Annotated in this window: 11 protein-coding genes, 1 tRNA gene, 2 rRNA genes and 1 pseudogene; 2 read left to right on the top strand and 13 right to left on the bottom strand. The window is 70.1% G+C overall.

All coding sequences use genetic code 11. The features are described from left to right. Window positions 1-59 precede the first annotated feature (59 nt). Window positions 60-486, top strand: a pseudogene (locus tag ACFPZJ_RS11470) (SDR family oxidoreductase). A 1085-nt stretch (window positions 487-1571) separates the two neighbouring features. Here the strand turns inward: ACFPZJ_RS11470 and ACFPZJ_RS11465 are convergent. The 9 genes from ACFPZJ_RS11465 to ACFPZJ_RS11425 form a co-directional block, all read right to left on the bottom strand. Beyond that, window positions 1572-2042: a Dps family protein gene (locus tag ACFPZJ_RS11465; protein WP_381020203.1), complete on the bottom strand. Its 471-nt coding sequence runs from the start codon at window positions 2040-2042 to the stop codon at window positions 1572-1574. Between the two features lie 250 nt (window positions 2043-2292). Continuing rightward, window positions 2293-2673 carry a helix-turn-helix domain-containing protein gene (locus tag ACFPZJ_RS11460; RefSeq protein ID WP_167997591.1) on the bottom strand — a complete coding sequence of 127 codons (381 nt, stop codon included), beginning with the start codon at window positions 2671-2673 and terminating at the stop codon, window positions 2293-2295. A 94-nt stretch (window positions 2674-2767) separates the two neighbouring features. Then, on the bottom strand, window positions 2768-3328 hold the full coding sequence (locus ACFPZJ_RS11455) for a CinA family protein (protein WP_381020202.1): 561 nt from the start codon (window positions 3326-3328) through the stop codon (window positions 2768-2770). Continuing rightward, window positions 3325-4212: a CDP-diacylglycerol--glycerol-3-phosphate 3-phosphatidyltransferase gene (gene pgsA / locus ACFPZJ_RS11450; RefSeq protein ID WP_381020201.1), complete on the bottom strand. Its 888-nt coding sequence runs from the start codon at window positions 4210-4212 to the stop codon at window positions 3325-3327. Before pgsA ends, ACFPZJ_RS11455 begins: the two co-directional genes overlap by 4 nt. Then, window positions 4209-5681: a 30S ribosomal protein S12 methylthiotransferase RimO gene (gene rimO / locus ACFPZJ_RS11445; protein ID WP_381020199.1), complete on the bottom strand. Its 1473-nt coding sequence runs from the start codon at window positions 5679-5681 to the stop codon at window positions 4209-4211. Before rimO ends, pgsA begins: the two co-directional genes overlap by 4 nt. A gap of 92 nt (window positions 5682-5773) precedes the next feature. Continuing rightward, window positions 5774-6613, bottom strand: coding sequence for a helix-turn-helix domain-containing protein (locus tag ACFPZJ_RS11440; protein WP_381020197.1), 840 nt, complete (start codon window positions 6611-6613; stop codon window positions 5774-5776). 265 nt (window positions 6614-6878) lie between these two features. Beyond that, complete coding sequence (locus tag ACFPZJ_RS11435) at window positions 6879-9599, bottom strand: DNA translocase FtsK (RefSeq protein WP_381020195.1); 2721 nt, start codon at window positions 9597-9599, stop codon at window positions 6879-6881. Between the two features lie 167 nt (window positions 9600-9766). Continuing rightward, window positions 9767-10447 (bottom strand): response regulator, encoded by a 681-nt coding sequence (locus ACFPZJ_RS11430; RefSeq protein ID WP_381020194.1) that lies wholly within the window; start codon window positions 10445-10447, stop codon window positions 9767-9769. A 307-nt stretch (window positions 10448-10754) separates the two neighbouring features. Next, a complete protein-coding gene (locus tag ACFPZJ_RS11425; RefSeq protein ID WP_381020192.1) occupies window positions 10755-16220 on the bottom strand; it encodes a HAMP domain-containing protein in 5466 nt (1821 codons plus the stop codon). 396 nt (window positions 16221-16616) lie between these two features. On the opposite strand from ACFPZJ_RS11425, the gene ACFPZJ_RS11420 reads away from it, so the two are divergent. After that, window positions 16617-19373, top strand: a complete 2757-nt coding sequence (locus tag ACFPZJ_RS11420) for a SpoIIE family protein phosphatase (RefSeq protein WP_381020190.1) — start codon at window positions 16617-16619, stop codon at window positions 19371-19373. Window positions 19374-19417: 44 nt separating this feature from the next. Here ACFPZJ_RS11420 and ACFPZJ_RS11415 read toward each other — a convergent pair. The 4 genes from ACFPZJ_RS11415 to ACFPZJ_RS11400 all read right to left on the bottom strand — a co-directional run. Further along, window positions 19418-19493: transfer RNA gene (locus ACFPZJ_RS11415), tRNA-Thr, on the bottom strand. 76 nt (window positions 19494-19569) lie between these two features. After that, window positions 19570-20232, bottom strand: coding sequence for a DegT/DnrJ/EryC1/StrS family aminotransferase (locus ACFPZJ_RS11410; protein ID WP_381021274.1), 663 nt, complete (start codon window positions 20230-20232; stop codon window positions 19570-19572). A gap of 114 nt (window positions 20233-20346) precedes the next feature. Continuing rightward, window positions 20347-20463: ribosomal RNA gene (gene rrf, locus ACFPZJ_RS11405) — 5S ribosomal RNA — on the bottom strand. 105 nt (window positions 20464-20568) lie between these two features. Then, window positions 20569-20673 (bottom strand): 23S ribosomal RNA (locus ACFPZJ_RS11400); the annotation flags it as partial.

Below are 20673 nucleotides of genomic sequence, written 5' to 3'. Positions count from 1 at the left end.
CCCGACTTGATCCCACTCCCTCAATTGACGCCCCGTCAGGAGTTCCCTGCCGTCCCCGCATGCCCCTCCCTGCGTACGACCTCACCGGCCGCACGGCGTCCGTCACCGGCGCGGCGAGCGGCATCGGCCGGCCCTGCTGCTCGCCCAGGCGGGCGCCTTCGTGCACTGTGCGGACCGGGACGAGCAGGGCCTGCACGAGACGGCGACCCTGACCCAGCGCGGGAACGGCACCGCCCACTCCCATCCCCTAGACGTCACCGACCGCGGCCGGCTCGCCCGGGCCGTCGCCTCCTGCGGCACCTCGACGTACTGCCGGCCGTCGCCGGAATCATGCACAGCAGTCCCGTGGCCCGGATGTCACCCCTGGGCCGGGTCGGCGAACCACAGGACGTCGCCCACGCGGTCCTGCACCTGGCATCCGACGCCTCGGCCTTCACGACGGGCCAGATCCTCCGCCCCGACGGCGGCGTCGCGATGCCCGGGTAGTCCCGTCGGATGCCCTGGTAGTCCCGTCCGCCGAAGCGGCACCGCCCGAGGGCGATGCATCGGCAACGTCCGCCTTCCCCGAGGGCGCCGCATCGGCAGCGCCCGCCGTCCCCAAGTCCGCCACATCGGCAACGTCCGCAGTCCCCGAGGGCACCGAAGGCACCGTACGACCCCCCACCGCGCCCCCCTCGTCCGCGGACACCGCAGGAGCGGAGCCCTCCCCCGAGCCGGCCCATACCGAGGGCGACGAGGGCCCCGGTCGCACCTCCGTCACACCACCGCCGTCCCCCGGCACCGCACCGACCGAGCCCGCCCCCACCGACCGCGGGGGCCGCGATCCGCCCCCGGCAATACCATCCGAGCCCCCCGACGCCCCAGGGGCGGGGCCCAGCTCCAGTCCCGCAACCACCGTTGGACCCAAGCCGCCCCCTGCCGCGTCCCCCGCATCCCCCGAAGCCCTGGGGGCTGAGCCCGCCCGCCAGGCCTGCCGCCACCGTCCGGTGGCCACGGCCCCCGCCGCCCGCCGCTTCGGCATGCAGTGCACCGGCAGCAGGCTCAGCCCCCACCCCCCGGCAGCGACCACCCCCTCCAGGGCTCCGGCGTCGGGTGCCGTGGCGAGCCGCCACGCAGCCCACCACCACAGCACCGCGACTCCGAGGACGGCCCCCCAACGCACCGTCCGCCCCAGCATGGCCGCCCACCTCCAGGCGGACGCTATTCGGCGACTGACGCCCCGGGACAGGGCGCACCGACGGCACAGAGGCGCACCACGAGCCACCACCCGCGGTACAAAGACCCCCACCTGCAGCGCATCGACCACCCCCCGTCGCACACCGCCCCCCACCCGCGCCGCATCACCCACCCCCCGTCGCACGGCAGCCCCCACCCGCGCCGCATCGACAGCCCGCCGCGGCATATCGCCCCCGACCCCCAGCACATCGACCGACGCGCGCCGCACGCCACCGCCTACCTGCGCATCACCCATCCCCCACCCCACACCGGCCCCCACACACCGCCCACCCGCCACCTCCCGGCGGCGCAAGCCGGCGCACCCCCCACAAGCCCCCCACGACCCCGAAGGCACGTCACCCGTTCTCGGCCTGGAACATCCAGTGATGCTTCTCCAGATCGCCCGTGATACCGATGAAGATGTCCTGGGTCACGGGGTCCGCCTCCGCGGTCGCCCCGATCCGTTCCCGCATCCGTACGATCACCGCGCCCAGCGCCTCCACGAGCGTCGCCACCGCGGCCGAGTCGTCGACCCACCCCTCGGGCGTGACACCGATACCGCTGCCCACAGCCACCGTCGCGGCACGCCCGTCCGGCGGAACGCCGAGCGCGGCGGCCCGCTCCGCGAGGGTGTCGGAGTGCGCCCGCGCCGTGTCGACGACCTCGTCGAGCTGGAGATGCACGGACCGGAACCGCGGTCCCACCACGTTCCAGTGGATCTGCTTGGCCACGAGGGCGAGGTCCACCATGTCGACGAGCGCGCCCTGCAGCGACTCGGACACGGTCTTCAGGTTCGCGTCGGACAACGGGCTCTTCACGACGTACATCCGGACCTCCGTCGACTCGTCCCCGCCATGTCCCTCAACGATGACCGCCGCACGCCACCCCGGCAAACGCACACATACCGGATGCTCGGACCGGTACGGGACACCACCCGGACAAGCGAAAACCCCGGCGGTACCTCTCCGGCTCCTCCGGACAGGCCCCGACCGGGGCATCACCACATGTTCTCAGCGCCTCACGGCGCCCTGCGCTCCAGCCGCGCACGTGCCGCGTACGGCACTGGCGTTCACACGCTCACGCGGCGACGACGTCCACCGCTTCGGCGGGCGCCTTGATGGTCACCCGTTCCGGTGGCACACCGGTCACCGAAACGGAGCCCAGCATCGGACGAACCGGCGTGGGCACAGGCTCACTGGGGGTGGCCGCAGCCGACTGGGCCAGCTCGGCGAGGGCGAGCTCGTCGCTCACTTCCCGCATGAGCTCGGACATCCGTACGTCCAGCGCGTCGCAAATGGCGGCGAGCAGCTCGGAGGAAGCCTCCTTCTGCCCCCGCTCCACCTCGGAGAGATAGCCGAGTGAGACTCGGGCGGACGAGGAGACTTCGCGCAGAGTACGGCCCTGGCGCTGGCGCTGCCGACGCAGCACGTCACCCAGCAGGCGACGGAGCAGAATCATCGGTGGCTCCCTCCTCGGACCGCGTAGCCGCATCCTTCTCGCCCCACCGTACCGCCTCGCGCTGCGGCCGTGCGGGGAGCGATGTCGTGTTCACTCAGGGCTGCAAACATCCAAACCCCCCGTTCCGTTCCGTATCCTGTGCCCGCTCATTCCCGGTCTGTTCGCCCGCAAGCTCCTCCAGGAGGAGTGCGAGCACGCTCCGTACACTCTCCATACGAATTTCCGCGCGGTCGCCGTTCAACCGCAGGGGCGCCACTTTTCCGCCAGAGGCAGAACCGGAACCCGGCCCGAAGGGCCCGTCCACGGCTACGAACACGGTGCCGACCGGCTGCCCGTCCTGCGAATCCGGGCCCGCCACGCCGGTGGTCGCCAGACCCCAGTCGGCGCCGAGCGCCTTGCGCACGCCCGCCGCCATCTGGGCCGCCACCTGCGGGTTCACCGCTCCGTGGGCCGCCAGCAAAGTGGCGTCCACACCGAGCAGTCCCGCTTTCAGTTCGGTGGCGTAGGCGGTCACCGAGCCCCGGAAGACCTTCGACGCCCCGGGGACCGATGTGATCTCCGCCGCGACGAGACCACCGGTCAGCGACTCGGCGACAGCGAGCGTCTCGCCCTTCACCGTCAGTAGTCGCACCACGTCGGTGGCCGTGGAACTCACGCTTCCTTCTCCTCCAACGCCGCCTTGCGCTCGGCGATTCCCCGCCTGCGCAGCACAATGGCTTGTCTCACATAGTCGAGTCCGGTCACCACGGTCAGCACGACCGCCGCCGCCATCACCCAGAACCTCAAAGTGGCCAGCCACCCCGTCAGTGCCAGTACGTACATGCCGACGGCAACGCCCTGGGTGAGGGTCTTGAGCTTGCCTCCGCGGCTGGCGGGGATGACGCCGTAACGAATGACGAGAAAACGCAGCAGGGTGATGCCGAGTTCCCGTCCGAGGATGACGCCGGTGACCCACCACGGCAGATCGCCCAGTGCGGAGAGACAGATCAACGCCGCTCCCATGATCGCCTTGTCGGCGATGGGATCGGCGATCTTCCCGAAGTCGGTGACGAGGTTGTAGGTGCGCGCCAAATGACCGTCGAACAGGTCGGTGATCATGGCGATGGCGAAGGCCGCCCACGCGAAGGAGCGCCACGCGGGATCGTGCCCGCCCTCGGCCAGCATCAGCGCCACGAAGCCCGGTACCAGGATCAGCCGGAGCACGGTCAGCAGGTTGGCGATGTTCCAGACGCTGGCCTGGTTGACGGCAGCGGCCGCCAGCTTCCCGCCCCGCGCGGGCCCGGACTGCCCACCGCCCTGCGCCCCGGGGGCACCGCCGGGCTCGGCGCCCGAAGTCCCGTCGGCCCCCGAGGTCCCGCCTCCGGATACCCCGCCGGCCCCGGAAGCGCCCTCATCGGCCGTCCGGGCGGCCACACCGTCAGCCGCCCGCGCGGTCGCACGGCCGCCGGCCGTCCCCGGCACAGCTCCCGGGCCCGCGCCCGCCGCGGCCCTCCTCGCGCCGGAGGAGCCTCCCGCCGCGGATGCCGGTACACCGGTCATCTGCCCGCCTCCTCACTCCACGCGAGCGAGCCCGTCAGCGGCTCGGCCACCAGGTCGGCACCTTCCGTACCGACCACCTTCGCCTCGACCATACGGCCGACGCTCAGGCCCTCGCCGCTCGTGAGCAGCACCTGGCCGTCCGTCTCGGGCGCCTGGTGCGCGCCGCGGCCGTGGACGCCCTCCTCGTCGTCCACGGACTCCACCAGCACCCGCACGGTCTCCCCCACGCGTTCCTCGGCGCGCTGCGAGACCAGTTCCTCGGCCAGCCGGGAGACACGTGCCAGCCGCTCGGCGACGACGTCCTCGGGGAGCTTGTCGTCGTACGTCGCGGCCTCCGTGCCCTCCTCGTCGGAGTAGCCGAAGACGCCGATGGCGTCCAGCCGCGCGTGGTTCAGGAACCGCTCCAGCTCGGCCAGGTCGGCCTCGGACTCGCCGGGGAAGCCGACGATGAAGTTGGAGCGCACGCCGGCCTCGGGGGCCTTGCTCCGGATGGTGTCGAGCAGCTCCAGGAAGCGGTCGGTGTCACCGAAGCGGCGCATGGCGCGCAGCACGTCGGGCGCGGAGTGCTGGAAGGACAGGTCGAAGTACGGGGCGACCTTCGGCGTCGAGGTCAGCACGTCGATGAGGCCGGGGCGCATCTCGGCCGGCTGGAGGTAGCTGACCCGCACCCGCTCCAGGCCGTCGACCTCGGCGAGCTCGGGCAGCAGCGACTCCAGCAGACGGATATCGCCGAGGTCCTTGCCGTAGGAGGTGTTGTTCTCGGAGACCAGCATGATCTCCTTGACGCCCTGCTCGGCCAGCCAGCGCGTCTCGTTGAGCACGTCGCTCGGGCGGCGGGAGATGAAGGAGCCGCGGAAGGACGGGATGGCGCAGAAGGAGCAGCGCCGGTCGCAGCCGGAGGCGAGCTTCACCGAGGCGACCGGGGAGCCGTCCAGACGGCGGCGCAGGGGCGCACGGGGGCCCGAAGCGGGCGCGACGCCCTCCGGGAGATCGGCCGGGCCGTGCCCCGGGAGCGCCACGGAGGCGGCGGACCGCTGTCGCTCCGCCGGGCTGATCGGCAGCAGCTTGCGCCGGTCCCGCGGCGTGTGCGAGGCGTGCACGCCACCGCTCAGGATGGTCTGCAGCCGGTCGGAGATGTCGGTGTAGTCGTCGAAGCCGAGCACGCCGTCGGCCTCGGGGAGGGCCTCGGCGAGTTCCTTGCCGTACCGCTCGGCCATGCAGCCCACCGCCACGACGGCCTGGGTTCTCCCGTGCCCCTTGAGATCGTTGGCCTCCAGGAGGGCGTCGACGGAGTCCTTCTTGGCGGCCTCGACGAAGCCACAGGTGTTGACGACGGCGACGTCCGCGTCCGCGGCGTCCTCCACGAGCTGCCAGCCGTCCGCCTCCAAACGGCCTGCGAGCTCCTCCGAGTCCACCTCGTTACGGGCGCAGCCAAGGGTGACGAGTGCGACGGTACGGCGTTCAGGCATGGGCTCAAGACTACTTCGTTCCGCCGACAGCCCATGTCGACGGGGTTGGCCGATCTTGGCCAACCCCGTCGCCACTCAACCTTTTCGGAGCCCTATCCGGCCTCGGGGTCGCCCTTTGTGTAGGTCAGGCGCTCCACGGAGCCCGGCTGGAAGTCGTCGTCGATCTTCTTGCCGTTCACGTGCAGATCGATCGCGCCGGCGTCCCCGAGGACCAGGTGGACCTTGGAACTGTCCTGGAAGACCTTGGAGTCGCCCTGCTTGAGGAATCCGTCGAACAGCAGGCGGCCGTTGTGGTCCTTGGCGGAGATCCAGCTGCGGCCGTCGGTGGCGCTCACCTGCACCGGCACCTTGTCCTGGGGCGCGGCCGCGATCGCGCTGTCGGACGGCTTCGGCTTCGGCCCGGTGGGCTTCTTGGACTTGGGGGTCGGCGAGACGGACTCGCCGGCCGAGGAGACGGAGCCGTCGGCGACATTCGCCCCGGCGCCCTCGTCGTCACCGCCGCTGAACAGCGTGAACCCGACGAAACCGACCACGGCGACGATCGCGGCGACCATGGCCGCGGTCCAGTTGGGTCCGCGCCGCTCGGGACGGATGCGTTCCGCCTCGAACAGGGGTGCGGCTGGGGTCGGGGCCGGTCGCCCGCCGTGGTCCGCGTCGTACTGGGCGAGCAGCGGGGCCGGGTCGAGGCGGACGGCCTTGGCCAGGGTCCGGATGTGCCCGCGGGCGTAGACGTCACCGCCGCAGGGCGCGAAGTCGTCCGCCTCGATGGCGTGCACGATGGCGATACGGACCCGGGTGGCGCTACTGACGTCGTCGACGGTCAACCCCGCGTCGATGCGCGCCTGTTTCAGCGCGTGGCCGATGGAGGGGCGGACTTCCTCGGAAACGTCTTCGAAGGGACGCTCGTCTTCAGGGGAGTTGCCGATGGACACGGGGGCGCCTTTCGAGCGTGTAGCCGCCTGTGCTGGGAATTCAGTCTAGGGGGGGTGCAAAAGGGTGGGGCAACCGGGCGGTAGCACTTTGTACGCCATCGGGATGGCCCGGCATCCCGACGGTGGAGTACCTGCTTGTCGTTTCCCTCAACTTGACGTACGGCCAAGGGAAACGGTTGCTCAATGATCCCTTACGGGTGAGTCACGATATGGACACCCCGTCGCGGTCCCGCCCCGCGAGCGACCACCGTGCCGCGCCGTCTCCCTACCCTTCAGACTCCCCACGGATCATGGCGAGCACGCCATCCAGCTCGTCAGGCTTCACAAGAACGTCACGAGCCTTCGAACCCTCGCTCGGCCCGACGATGTTCCGCGACTCCATGAGGTCCATCAGCCGCCCGGCCTTGGCGAAGCCGACGCGCAGCTTGCGCTGGAGCATGGAGGTCGACCCGAACTGCGTGGAGACCACCAGCTCGGCCGCCTGGCACAGCAGGTCGAGGTCGTCGCCGATGTCCTCGTCGATCTCCTTCTTCTGCTTGCCGCCGACGACGACGTCGTCCCGGAAGACGGGCGCCATCTGGTCCTTGCAGTGCCGGACGACGGCCGCGACCTCCTCCTCGGTCACGAACGCGCCCTGCATCCGGACCGGCTTGCTCGCGCCCATCGGCAGGAACAGCCCGTCGCCCTTGCCGATCAGCTTCTCGGCCCCCGGCTGGTCGAGGATGACGCGCGAGTCGGCGAGGGAAGAGGTGGCGAAAGCGAGCCGCGAGGGCACGTTCGCCTTGATGAGACCGGTGACGACGTCGACCGACGGCCGCTGCGTGGCGAGCACCAGGTGGATGCCGGCCGCGCGCGCGAGCTGCGTGATCCGCACGATCGCGTCCTCGACGTCACGCGGCGCGACCATCATCAGGTCGGCGAGCTCGTCGACGATCACCAGCAGGTACGGGTACGGCTGCAGCTCCCGCTCGCTGCCCTCCTGCGCCGTGACCCTGCCGTCGCGCACGGCCTCGTTGAAGTCGTCGATGTGCCGGAACCCGTACGCCGCCAGGTCGTCGTACCTGAGGTCCATCTCCCGTACGACCCACTGCAGCGCCTCGGCGGCCCGCTTCGGGTTGGTGATGATCGGCGTGATCAGGTGCGGGATGCCCTCGTACGCGGTGAGCTCGACGCGCTTGGGGTCGACGAGGACCATGCGCACGTCCTCCGGGGTCGCCCGCATCATGATCGAGGTGATCAGGCAGTTGATGCAGGACGACTTGCCGGAACCGGTCGCGCCGGCGACCAGGATGTGCGGCATCTTGGCGATGTTCGCCATCACGTAGCCGCCCTCGACGTCCTTGCCGAGCGCCACCAGCATCGGGTGGTCGTCCTCGGCCGCCGCCGCCAGGCGCAGCACGTCACCGAGGTTGACCATCTCCCGGTCGGTGTTGGGGATCTCGATGCCGACCGCCGACTTGCCGGGGATCGGGCTGATGATCCGCACGTCCGGGCTGGCGACGGCGTACGCGATGTTCTTGGTCAGCGCGGTGATCCGCTCGACCTTCACCGCGGGGCCGAGCTCGACCTCGTAGCGGGTGACCGTCGGACCGCGTGTGAAGCCGGTGACGCGGGCGTCGACCTTGAACTCGGTGAAGACGGTGGTGAGCGCCTCCACTATGGCGTCGTTGGCGGCGCTGCGCGCCTTGCCGGGGCCACCGCGCTCGAGCAGGTCGAGTGACGGCAGGGCGTACGTGATGTCGCCGGACAGCTGGAGCTGCTCGGCACGCGGGGGCAGGTCGCGGGGCTCGGCGGGCGGCGGCGCCTTGGTGAGGTCGGGGACGGCCGCCTTCGGCTTGTCCTGCCCGGGCTTCTCCGGCTGGGGACGGGCCGCCGGCACGGGCGTCGGGGTCGTCGGCTCGCGGTCGCCGACGCGGACGCCCTGGGTGAGGTCGGCGACGATCGGCGACGGCGGCATCCCGTGCAGCACGGCACCGTCGAGCGCGGCGGCGGCCGCCGCGGCGACGTCCACCGCGTCCCTCGGCCGGTCCATGTCGGGCTGCGGCACGGCGGACCGCCGGGGCCGGCCGCGTCGCCGCGAGAGCGCCTCCTGCTCCGAGCTGTCGGGGTCGTACTCCTCGGGGGCGCTCCGTCGCCGACGGGGGCGCGCGGGCAGCGCCTCGCGCCACTGCTCCTCGTACCGCTCGTCGTCCTCACCGAACTCGTGCGGCTCGGGGTCGTGGACGATGCCGAGCTTCGTGCCGAGCAGCCGCAGCCGCTGCGGGATGGCGTTGACCGGCGTGGCGGTGACCACCAGCAGCCCGAAGACCGTGAGCAGCACGAGCAGCGGTACGGCCAGCACGTCGGTCATGGCGTACGACAGCGGTGTCGCCGCCGCCCAGCCGATCAGCCCCCCGGCGTCCCTTATGGCCTGCATGCCGGCGTCGCGTGCCGGGGAACCGCAGGCGATGTGCACCTGGCCGAGCACCCCGATCAGGAGCGCGGACAGGCCGATGACGATGCGCCCGTTGGCCTCGGGCTTCTCCGGGTGCCGGATGAACCGTACGGCGATGACGGCGAGCAGGATCGGCACCAGCAGGTCGAGACGGCCGAAGGCGCCGGTCACCAGGATCTCGACGAGGTCGCCGACGGGTCCCTTCAGGTCGGCCCAGGTGCCGGCCGCGACGATCAGCGCGAGGGCGAGCAGCAGCAGCGCGACGCCGTCCTTGCGGTGCGCCGGGTCCAGGTTCTTGGCCCCCTGCCCTATGCCGCGGAACACGGCGCCGACGGCGTGCGCCAGCCCCAGCCACAGGGCGCGCACGAGCCGGTAGACGCCCCCGGTCGGGCTGGGCGCCGGTTTGGGCACGGCCTTCTTCGCCGCGGCCTTCTTGGCGGGTGCCTTCTTCGCGGGGGCTTTCCTGGCAGCGGCCTTCTTCGCCGGAGCCTTCGCTGAAGCGGCCGCCTTCTTCGCGGGCGGCTTCTTGGCTGCGGAGGGACGTGAGGCCATAGGTGTGAGGTTACCGGTGGAGACGACGGTGGACACGTGCGCCTCAGGCTTCACCCGTTCGTGTCGCCTTTGCGAGGGCGGGAAACTGACGCCGGCTCACCCTCAGGCGGGGTGCACAACCCACGCGGGCAGGCCTCGGCGCCGGGCAACGCCCCACCAGGTGCTGGTCAGCTCTGCGAGGGAACCGAGTTCGTACTGCCCGTCCCCGGCTCCAGCGCGTCCAACGCCCGCCGCAACCCGGTCAGCTTCCGCTCCAGATGCGCCGCCGTGGCGACCGCCGCCGCGTCCGTCGACTCGTCGTTGAGCTGCTTGGTCAGCGCCTCGGCCTGCTCCTCGACCGCCGCGAGCCGCGCGGACAGCTCCGCGAGCAGCCCCGCCGGCTCCTTCGCCTCGCCGCCGGCGTTCTTGCCGCCGCCCTCCAACTGGAGCCGCAGCAGCGCCGCCTGCTCCCGCAGCTGGCAGTTCTTCATGTACAGCTCGACGAAGACCGACACCTTCGCGCGCAGGACCCACGGGTCGAACGGCTTGGAGATGTAGTCCACCGCGCCCGCCGCGTACCCGCGGAACGTGTGATGCGGGCCGTGGTTGATCGCGGTGAGGAAGATGATCGGGATGTCCCGGGTCCGCTCCCGCCGCTTGATGTGCGCGGCGGTCTCGAAACCGTCCATGCCCGGCATCTGGACATCCAGCAGAATGACCGCGAAATCGTCCGTGAGCAGTGCTTTGAGCGCTTCCTCCCCGGACGATGCCCGCACCAGCGTCTGATCGAGCGCAGAGAGGATCGCCTCCAGCGCCAGCAGATTCTCCGGCCGGTCATCGACCAGGAGGATCTTGGCCTTCTGCACCATGGCCCGCCCTCCTCGCCCCGGCTTGGGGCCTCCCCTGTCCGCAGGACCTGGGGAAGCACCGGCGGGTGCCGCCCCAGGGGACGACTCCCTTGCGCCGCCCGTCCTTGTGCCGGTCATCGTAGCCGCACCCCGCCCGTCGCCACACCCTGTCACCGCGATGTCACTGTGCACGTAGCAGAAACGCAGCAGGAGACCAGAAGGTTCCCCGAATCCCGTACTTCTACACGACGCCGGGCACCCTGTGTCAGCGACCCGGCATCGACACCGAACCTTTCCTCCACGGTCGCGCAAAAGTCGAACGTCGCCCTCACTCTCCCCGCATCCACTGCTCCATCACCGCCAGCAGGTGATCGGGGTCGACCGGCTTGGTCACGTAGTCGGAGGCGCCCGACTCGATCGCCTTCTCCCGGTCGCCCTTCATCGCCTTCGCGGTGAGCGCGATGATCGACAGCCCGGCGAACTGCGGCATCCTGCGGATCGCCGTCGTGGTCGCGTACCCGTCCATCTCGGGCATCATGATGTCCATCAGCACGACCGCCACGTCGTCGTGCTGTTCCAGCACCTCGATGCCCTCACGGCCGTTCTCCGCGTACAGCACGGACAGGCCGTGCTGCTCCAGCACGCTGGTCAGCGCGAAGACATTGCGGATGTCGTCGTCGACGATGAGCACCTTCTGCCCGCCGAACCGGACGCCGCGGTGTATCCGCGGCGCCTGGTGCTGCTCCGCGGACGTCCACTGACCGTCCTGCTGCGCCGGGCGCTGCTCCAGCTCGGGCATCCTGCGCCGCCGCCGGAACAGGGCGGCCGGGCCGTTCTGGGTCTCCTGGTACGACTTCACCTCGGCCGGCGTCTCGACCTCCACGTCGGACAGCTCCGAGGAGGAGGCCACCAGATCACCGGCCTCCAGGGCGGGCATGGGCTGCTGGTAGCCCTGCGGCGGCAGCTCGGTCGGGTGCAGCGGCAGGTACAGCGTGAACGTCGAGCCGCGCCCCGGCTCGCTCTGCGCGTGGATCTCACCGCCGAGCAGCTGCGCGATCTCCCGCGAGATCGACAGCCCGAGCCCCGTTCCGCCGTACTTGCGGCTGGTCGTGCCGTCGGCCTGCTTGAACGCCTCGAAGATCACCCGCATCTTGCTGGCCGCGATCCCGATGCCGGTGTCGGTCACCGAGAACGCGATCAGGTCGGCGTCCGGGTCGGTCAGCGACCCGGTCTCCAGCAGCTGCTCCCGGATCTGCTGCGGCACGTCCTCCCGCGCCGGCCGGATGACCAGCTCCACCGAACCGGAGTCGGTGAACTTCACGGCGTTGCTGAGCAGGTTCCGCAGCACCTGAAGCAGCCGCTGCTCGTCGGTGTGCAGGGTGGCCGGCAGCTCCGGGGACACCCGTACCGACAGGTCCAGGCCCTTCTCCGCGGTCAGCGGCCGGAAGGTGGCCTCCACGTAGTCCACGAGCTGGACGAGCGCGATGCGCGTCGGGGAGACGTCCATCTTGCCCGCCTCGACCTTCGACAGGTCGAGGATGTCGTTGATCAGCTGGAGCAGGTCGGATCCGGCGCCGTGGATGGTCTCGGCGAACTCGACCTGCTTCGGGGAGAGATTGCCCTCGGCGTTGTCGGCGAGCAGCTTGGCGAGGATCAGCAGCGAGTTGAGCGGCGTGCGCAGCTCGTGCGACATGTTGGCCAGGAACTCGCTCTTGTAGCGCATGGAGACCGCGAGTTGCTCGGCGCGCTCCTCCAGGACCTGCCGCGCCTCCTCGATCTCGGTGTTCTTCACCTCGATGTCACGGTTCTGCTGGGCCAGCAGCTCGGCCTTCTCCTCCAGTTCGGCGTTGGACGCCTGGAGGGCCTTCTGCCGCTGCTCCAACTCGGCCGACCGCTCACGCAGTTGCTCGGTCAGCTCCTGCGACTGCGCCAGCAGCCGCTCGGTCTTGGTGTTCACCGAGATGGTGTTGACGCTCGTCGCGATCATCTCGGCGATCTGGTTCAGGAAGTCCTTCTGGATCTGGGTGAACGGTGTGAAGGATGCCAGCTCGATGACGCCGAGCACCTTCCCCTCGAACAGCACCGGCAGCACGATCACCTGCGCGGGCGGCGCCTCCCCGAGCCCCGAGGAGATCTTCAGATAGCCGCTGGGCGCGTTCTCCACGAGGATCGTGCGCTTCTCCATGGCGGCCGTCCCGATGAGCGCCTCGCCGGGCCGGAACGACGTCGGCATGGAGCCCATGGAGTAGCCGTACGAGCCGAGCATGCGCAGCTCGTACTGGTCGTCGTCCGCGGCGTTCATGTCCTCGCCGTCGACCAGGGGCATCGCGAGGAAGAACGCGCCGTGCTGCGCGGAGACCACCGGGGTCAGCTCGCTCATGATCAGCGACGCCACGTCCTCCAGGTCCCGGCGGCCCTGCATCAGCGCCGAGATCCGGGCCAGGTTGCCCTTGAGCCAGTCCTGCTCCTTGTTGGCGATCGTGGTGTCGCGCAGGTTGGCGATCATCTTGTTGATGTAGTCCTGGAGCTCCTGGATCTCTCCGGACGCGTCCACGTCGATCTTCAGGTTCAGGTCGCCCCGGGTCACCGCGGTCGCCACGCGCGCGATGGCACGCACCTGCCGGGTCAGGTTCCCGGCCATCTCGTTCACCGACTCGGTCAGGTCCCGCCAGGTGCCGTCGACGTCACGCACGCGTGCCTGGCCGCCGAGCTGGCCCTCCGTGCCCACCTCACGGGCGACTCGGGTGACCTCCTCGGCGAAGGACGACAGCTGGTCGACCATCGTGTTGATGGTCGTCTTCAGCTCCAGGATCTCGCCGCGCGCGTCGATGTCGATCTTCTTCGTCAGGTCGCCCTTGGCGATCGCCGTCGTCACCATGGCGATGTTGCGCACCTGGCCGGTCAGGTTGGACGCCATCTGGTTCACGGACTCGGTGAGGTCCTTCCACGTACCGGCCACACCCGGTACGTGCGCCTGACCACCGAGGATGCCGTCCGTGCCCACCTCACGGGCCACCTTGGTGACCTGCTCGGCGAACGAACTCAGCGTCTTCACCATCGTGTTGATGGTGTCGGCGAGCTGCGCGACCTCACCGCGCGCCTCGATGGTGACCTGTCGTGTCAGGTCGCCGTTGGCGACGGCCGCCGAGACCTGCGAGATGTTCCGCACCTGCATGGTCAGGTTCTTGGCCATCAGGTTGACGTTGTCGCTCAGGTCCTTCCAGATGCCCGTGACACCCGGCACGTGCGCCTGGCCGCCCAGGATGCCCTCGGTGCCCACCTCGCGGGCCACCCGGGTCACCTGCTCGGCGAACGACGATAGCTGGTCCACCATCGTATTGACGGTCGTGACGAGCTCCAGGATCTCGCCCTTGGCGTCGACGGTGATCTTCTTCGACAGATCGCCCTTGGCGACCGCCGTCGTGACCTCGGCGATGTTCCGCACCTGCATGGTGAGGTTGTTCGCCATGCCGTTCACGGACTGCGTGAGGTCCTTCCAGGTACCTGAGACGCCCTGCACCTCGGCCTGGCCGCCCAGGATGCCCTCCGTACCCACCTCACGGGCCACCCGGGTGACCTCCTGGGCGAAGGACGACAGCTGGTCGACCATCGTGTTCAGGGTGTTCTTCAGCTCCAGGATCTCCCCGCGCGCGTCCACGGTGATCTTCTGCGACAGGTCACCCCGGGCCACCGCGGTCGCCACCTGCGCGATGTTGCGGACCTGCGCGGTGAGGTTGCCGGCCATGCCGTTCACGGAGTCCGTCAGATCGCGCCACACACCGGCGACGCCGGGCACCTGCGCCTGACCGCCCAGGCGGCCCTCCGTACCCACCTCACGGGCCACCCGGGTGACCTGCTCGGCGAACGACGACAGCTGGTCCACCATCGTGTTGATGGTGTTCTTCAGCTCCAGGATCTCGCCGCGCGCGTCGACGTCGATCTTCTGCGACAGGTCACCCCGGGCCACGGCCGTCGTCACCTGCGCGATGTTGCGCACCTGGGACGTCAGGTTCCCGGCCATCGAGTTGACGGAGTCCGTGAGCTCCTTCCACGTGCCCGACACACCGTCCACACGCGCCTGACCGCCGAGGCGGCCCTCCGTGCCCACGTCCCGGGCCATCCGCGTCACCTGGTCGGCGAAGCTGGACAGCTGGTCCACCATGGTGTTCACGGTGTTCTTCAGCTGGAGCATCTCGCCGGAGACGTCGACGGTGACCTTCTGCGACAGATCACCGTTGGCCACGGCCGTCGTCACCTGGGCGATGTTGCGCACCTGACCGGTGAGGTTGCGGAACGCCGTGTTGACGGAGTCCGTCAGGTCCTTCCACGTCCCGGCCGCGCCCGGCACCTGCGCCTGACCGCCCAGCTCACCCTCGACGCCGATCTCCCGCGCGACCCGCGTCACCTCGGCACCGAAGGCGGACAGCTGGTCCACCATCGTGTTGACGGTGTTCTTCAGCTCCAGCATCTCCCCGGCGACGTCCACGGTGACCTTCTGCGACAGATCACCGTTGGCCACGGCCGTCGTCACGGCGGCGATGTCCCTCACCTGCGTCGTCAGGTTCCGGAAGACGGTGTTGACGGAGTCCGTCAGGTCCTTCCACGTCCCGGCGGCACCCGGCACGTTCGCCTGGCCGCCCAGCCGCCCCTCGGCACCGACCTCGTTGGCGACACGCGTGACCTCGTCCGCGAAGATCCGCAGCGTCTCGGTCATCTGGTTGATCGTGTCAGCGAGCTGCGCGACCTCGCCGCGCGCCGGGACGGTCACCTTCCGCGACAGATCGCCGTTGGCGACGGCGGTCGTCACCTCGGAGATGCCGCGCACCTGGGCGGTGAGGTTCCCCGCCATCGTGTTGACGGAGTCGGTGAGCTCCTTCCACACCCCGTCGACCCCGGGCACCCGCGCCTGACCACCGAGAATGCCCTCGGTGCCCACCTCACGCGCGACCCGGGTCACCTCGGACGAGAACGCCGAGAGCTGGTCCACCATCGTGTTGACGGTGTTCTTCAGCTCCAGCATCTCGCCGGCGACATGCACCGTGACCTTGCGTGACAGGTCACCCTTGGCCACGGCCGTCGTCACCAGCGCGATGTCGCGTACCTGGGCCGTCAGCCGGTACGCCATCGTGTTGACGGACTCGGTGAGGTCCTTCCAGGAACCGGACATGCCACGCACGCGTGCCTGCCCGCCCAGCTTCCCCTCGGTACCGACCTCGCTGGCCACGCGCGTGACCTCGTCGGTGAACGTCGACAACTGGTCGACCAGGTTGTTCACGGTCCGCGCGACCTTCAGGAACTCGCCCCGCAGCGGATGCCCGGTCCCGTCCGGCGCCTGCGTCCGCAGCTCCATGCGCGGCGACAGATCACCCTCGGCCACCGCGGACAGCACCCGACTGACCTCGGAGACGGGCCGTACGAGGTCGTCCACCAGCGCGTTCGAGTTGTCGATCGCGGTCGCCCAGGAGCCCTCGCAGGCCCCCGTCTCCAGCCGCTCCGTGAGCTTGCCCTCACGGCCGACCATGCGCCGCACCCGCGACAGCTCGCCCGTCAGGTGCAGGTTGCGGTCGGCCACCTCGTTGAAGACCGCCGCGATCTCGGACATCACACCGTCGCCGGACACGGTGAGCCGCTTGCGGAAGTTCCCGTCCCGCATCGACACGAGAGCCGCCAGCAGTCGGTTCAGCGCAGCCGTGTCCACCTCGGTGGTGCCATTGCGCCCTTTGCCCTGATTGCTCGGGGACTGTCCGCCTTTCGCGCGCGTCCTCGTGCCACGCGTCGCTGCGCCAGACTCCACTGTGTCCCTCCCGCAGGGGTCGACCATTACTGCCGTGCTCGGGTACTACCGCTCGGCGTACCGTTTACTGCTGCGTATTCCTGCTTACTACTGCGCACCTGTGCCCGACATACCAGGCCGCTGCCGGGGCTGCTGCCCGGAGTGCGCACATGTCACTCAGCCTGGCCGTACCTTCACAAGAAGCTTGCCCAGTGTTTCACCCTGCCCGAACCAGGCCATAACAGTTCGGCAGCTTCGCACATCGTCCGCACACCCTCCGGACGGAAACACTGCAGACCGGCATCCGCATGGACCGCGAAGGTAAGTAACCTTGCATCCGGCTGTCCAGCCGCGCCGGTCCGTCCGGCCTGGGCGGTGGCACGAGAACGAGCGGGCATCGGAGGGGCGGCCGCACACATGACCACCGGACTGATCCCGGGGGAGCAGCCCCCGGACCCACGGCCGACGGGCGCGCGGATGCCGCATCAGCGGCGCGAGCAGGTCGGCCATGGAGACCAGCCCAACGAGAACCGGTCGAGGAGTTCTGTGATCACCGCGCGCGCGGCCGCCAGCTTCGATCCCGTCGGTCGATCGGTCGCGAGCGCCCGATCATTCGTCCGGGACACCCTCCAGGGCTGGGGCTTCGCCGACATCGTCGACGACGCCGTGGTCCTCACCAGCGAACTGGTGACGAACGCCGTCGTCCACGCCGGCACCTCCGCCGACGTGCTGTGCCTGCGCAGCGACGACGGCGTACGCGTCGAGGTGGCCGACCGGTATCCGGAACGCGAGATCCCGCTGCAGGCCTCCGCCGTCAACATGGGCAGCCCCGACCGCGAGGGCGGCCGCGGTCTCCAGCTGTGCGCGGCCCTCGCCGGCCGCTGGGGCGTGGAGTACACCCCCACCCACAAGACCGTCTGGTTCCAACTCGATCTCCCCGAACGCCCTGTGGGCACCCGCGCGGCCGGCCCCTCCCTCCCCGCCGACCTCCTCCCGCTCGCCGACGGCCGGGTACGGGTCGCCGTCGTGCAGATCGACCGCGCTGGCAACGTCACCTCCTGGAACGAGGACGCCGAGGAGCTCTTCGGCTTCACCGCCGACCAGGTCACCGGCAAGCCGCTCACCGACCTGGCGGCCTGGCCCCACACCCCGGGCACCAGCACCGGCATCGCCGAGGCGCTCCAACTCTCCCGCTGGGAGGGCAGTTACGGCATCCGCGGCGCCCACGGCCGCGTCATCCCCGTGTACGCCTCCCACCTCAGGGTCCGCGACACGGGCGGCGAGCCGTCAACCGTCTGCCTCCTCGTACGGGACCACGAACGGGCTGTTCTGCAGACGCCGCTGCGCGTCCCGGCCTCCGACACCGCGTCCTCCGGCGAGGGCCAGAGCACCGACCCCTTCGAGGTGTTCATCGGCTCCCCCGCCCCGGACGACCTCGACGGCCTCCTCCAGCGCACGGTGGAGCGCGCCCGCGACATGCTCGACGGCGACTCCGCGTTCCTGCTCCTGGCGACCGACGACGAGACGGAGCTGGAGGTCCGCGCCTCCACGGGCCTGCCCTCGGCCCGCCAGCGCTTCGCCCGCGTGCCCGTCGAGGCCGGCCCCGGCCGCTACGGCTCGGCCCGCATGCCGGCCGTCCACGACGACCTGACGGCCGTCCCGGGCGCCGTCCCCCTCCTCAACGGCACCGGCATGCGCTCGGTCGTCACGGTCCCGCTGAAGGTCGAGGGCCGCCTCACGGGCTCCCTGGGCGTCGCCGCCGAGGCCCCCGGCCGCTACTCCAACGAGGAGGCCCTGCGCCTGCAGTTCGCCGCCGACCGCATCGCCCTGGCCGTCGAGTCGGCCCGTCTGGGCGAACTGGAACGCCTGCGCCGGGGCTCGCTCAGCTTCCTGGTCGAGGCCTCCGACCTGCTGGCCGGCACCCTGGACCGCGACCAGACCCTGGCCCTGATGGCCCAGATGACGGTCCCGACCCTGGCCACCTGGTGCGCGGTCTACACGATCGCCGACCAGGCCTCCGAGCCGTACCTGTCCTACGTCCTGCACGAGGACGAGGAGCTCATCGACGGCATCAAGTCGCTGCTGTCGAAGATCCCCGCACCCGACCCGGTACCGACCCCCGGTGCCCGCGTCTGGACGGCACCCGGCGAGGTGGCCCACCAGGCCGCCCTGCGCAGCTCCATGCGCAGCCTCGGCCTGAGCGGCGGACCGACCCACCAGGTCACACCCGGCATCGGCCCCACCCTCGCCACGGCCTCCGCGGTGGGCGGCGAAACGGTCGTCTTGCCCCTGGTGGCCCGCAACCGCGTCATCGGCATGCTGACCCTCGGCAAACCCACCGACGAGCACTTCCGCCAGGAGATCCTGGAACTGGCCGAGGACCTGTCCCGCCGGGCCGCCCTGGCCCTCGACAACGCCCGCCTGTACTCGGAGCGCACGGCGATCAGCCAGTCCCTCCAACGCAGCCTCCTGCCCCCCGAGCTGCCCACGATCGACGGCGTGGAGGTCGAGGTCATCTACCGCGCGGCCGGCGAGGGCAACGAGGTCGGCGGTGACTTCTACGACGTCTTCCCGATCCGCGACAACGCCTACGGCTTCGCCATCGGCGACGTCTGCGGTACGGGCCCGAACGCGGCGGCCGTCACGGGCCTGGCCCGCCACGCGCTCAGGCTCCTGGCCCGGGAGGGCCTGAGCGGCCCGGCGGTCCTGGAGCGCCTGAACTCCGCGATCCTCGACGAAGGCGCCCGCAGCCGGTTCCTCACGCTCCTGTACGGCGAGATGCGCCCGCAGGAGGACGGCAGCGCGGAACTGAAGGTGGTCTGCGCCGGCCACCCGCTCCCGCTCCGCCTGCGCCAGGACGGGACCGTCGAGCCGGCCGCCGAACCCCAGCCGCTCCTCGGTGTCATCGACGACCTGGAACTGTACGAGCAGACGGTGACACTCGACCCGGGCGACGTTCTCCTCTGCGTCACGGACGGCGTCACCGAACGCCGCGAGGGCACCCGCATGCTGGGCGACGACGGTCTCGCCGACGTCCTCACGACCTGTACGGGCCTGACCGCGGGCGCGGTCGCGGCCCGCATCATGCGCGCCGTGGAGCGTTTCGCCTCCGATGCCCCGTCCGACGACATGGCCATCCTGGCGATGCGCGTGCCGGAGCCACACCAGGACTGAGAGGCACGCGAAAGGCCCCGCCCGATCGGGCGGGGCCTTCTGGCTGGAGCCCCCAAACGGAATCGAACCGTTGACCTTCTCCTTACCATGGAGACGCTCTGCCGACTGAGCTATAGGGGCCTGTCGCCTTGTTCGAGGCTTCCCTCGCGGCAACGGAATAGATCATACCCTGCCCACAGCGGTGCTCCCAACCACGTCAGAACGCAGGCTGCAGAAGCCCCCCGAGGGCATTGCACGCGGACACGATCCGCTGCATGTCCCGCTTGGTCAGTGCGGCGTCCACCGGCAGCGCGAGCGTCTCGTCGGCGGCTCGTTCCGTCTCCGGCAGGGACACACAGCGCCGGAACTCCGGCAACCTGTGCACGGGCGTCTTCACCGGCACGTGGCACTCAACTCCCCTGCCCCGCACGGCCCGGGCGAAGGCGTCCCGGTCCGGTCGCCCGTTCCCCGGTACGCGTACGACGTACTGCTGATAGGTGTGCCCGTCGCCCCCGTCGGGCGTCCGCACACCCCTCAACTTGGCGTCGAGATAAGCCGCCCGTTCCCGCCGCTGAGCGACTTCGTCGTACGGCGCCTCGGACTCCCCCTGCTCCAGCACCAGCAGACCGTGCCGCTGCCCCACGGCGTGCAACCGCGGCACGTCCGCGGGCCGTCCGAAGCGGTGTACGGCAACGACGGCCGCCGTCCGGGGCGTTATGGCCGCTTCCACGGCAGCCGTGTCGAGGCAGTACGTCACGGGATCTATGTCGGCGAACACCGGAAGCGCACCGGCCAGCGTCACGGCCTCGGCAACCTCGACGTTCCCGAAGGCCGGCACGACGACCTCGTCACCGATTCCGACGCCGGCGGCCCTGAGCATTGCAGCAGTACCCATGCTGTGGATGCTGGTTGCGCCACGTGAACTCCAAGTGACGCACAACAAAAAAGGGTTGGACCCGGAACCGAAGTTCAGGGTCCAACCCTTTCAATATTTGTTCGGCGGCGTCCTACTCTCCCACAGGGTCCCCCCTGCAGTACCATCGGCGCTGTAAGGCTTAGCTTCCGGGTTCGGAATGTAACCGGGCGTTTCCCTCACGCTATGACCACCGAAACCCTAATGGTTTCGAGCGAACAAGCACACTCTTCAATTGTGTGTCCAGCTCAAAGCCGGCAACTGTTCGTTGCCTCAGAACTAACACAGTGGACGCGAGCAACTGAGGACAAGCCCTCGGCCTATTAGTACCGGTCAACTCCACACGTTACCGTGCTTCCATATCCGGCCTATCAACCCAGTCGTCTACTGGGAGCCTTACCCTCTCTA

This window comes from Streptomyces bullii (assembly GCF_042657145.1).
In the GTDB taxonomy this organism is placed as follows: Bacteria; Actinomycetota; Actinomycetes; order Streptomycetales; family Streptomycetaceae; genus Streptomyces; species Streptomyces bullii.
Note: the sequence above shows the minus strand (reverse complement) of the source record. Positions and strands in the feature narration are given on the sequence as shown.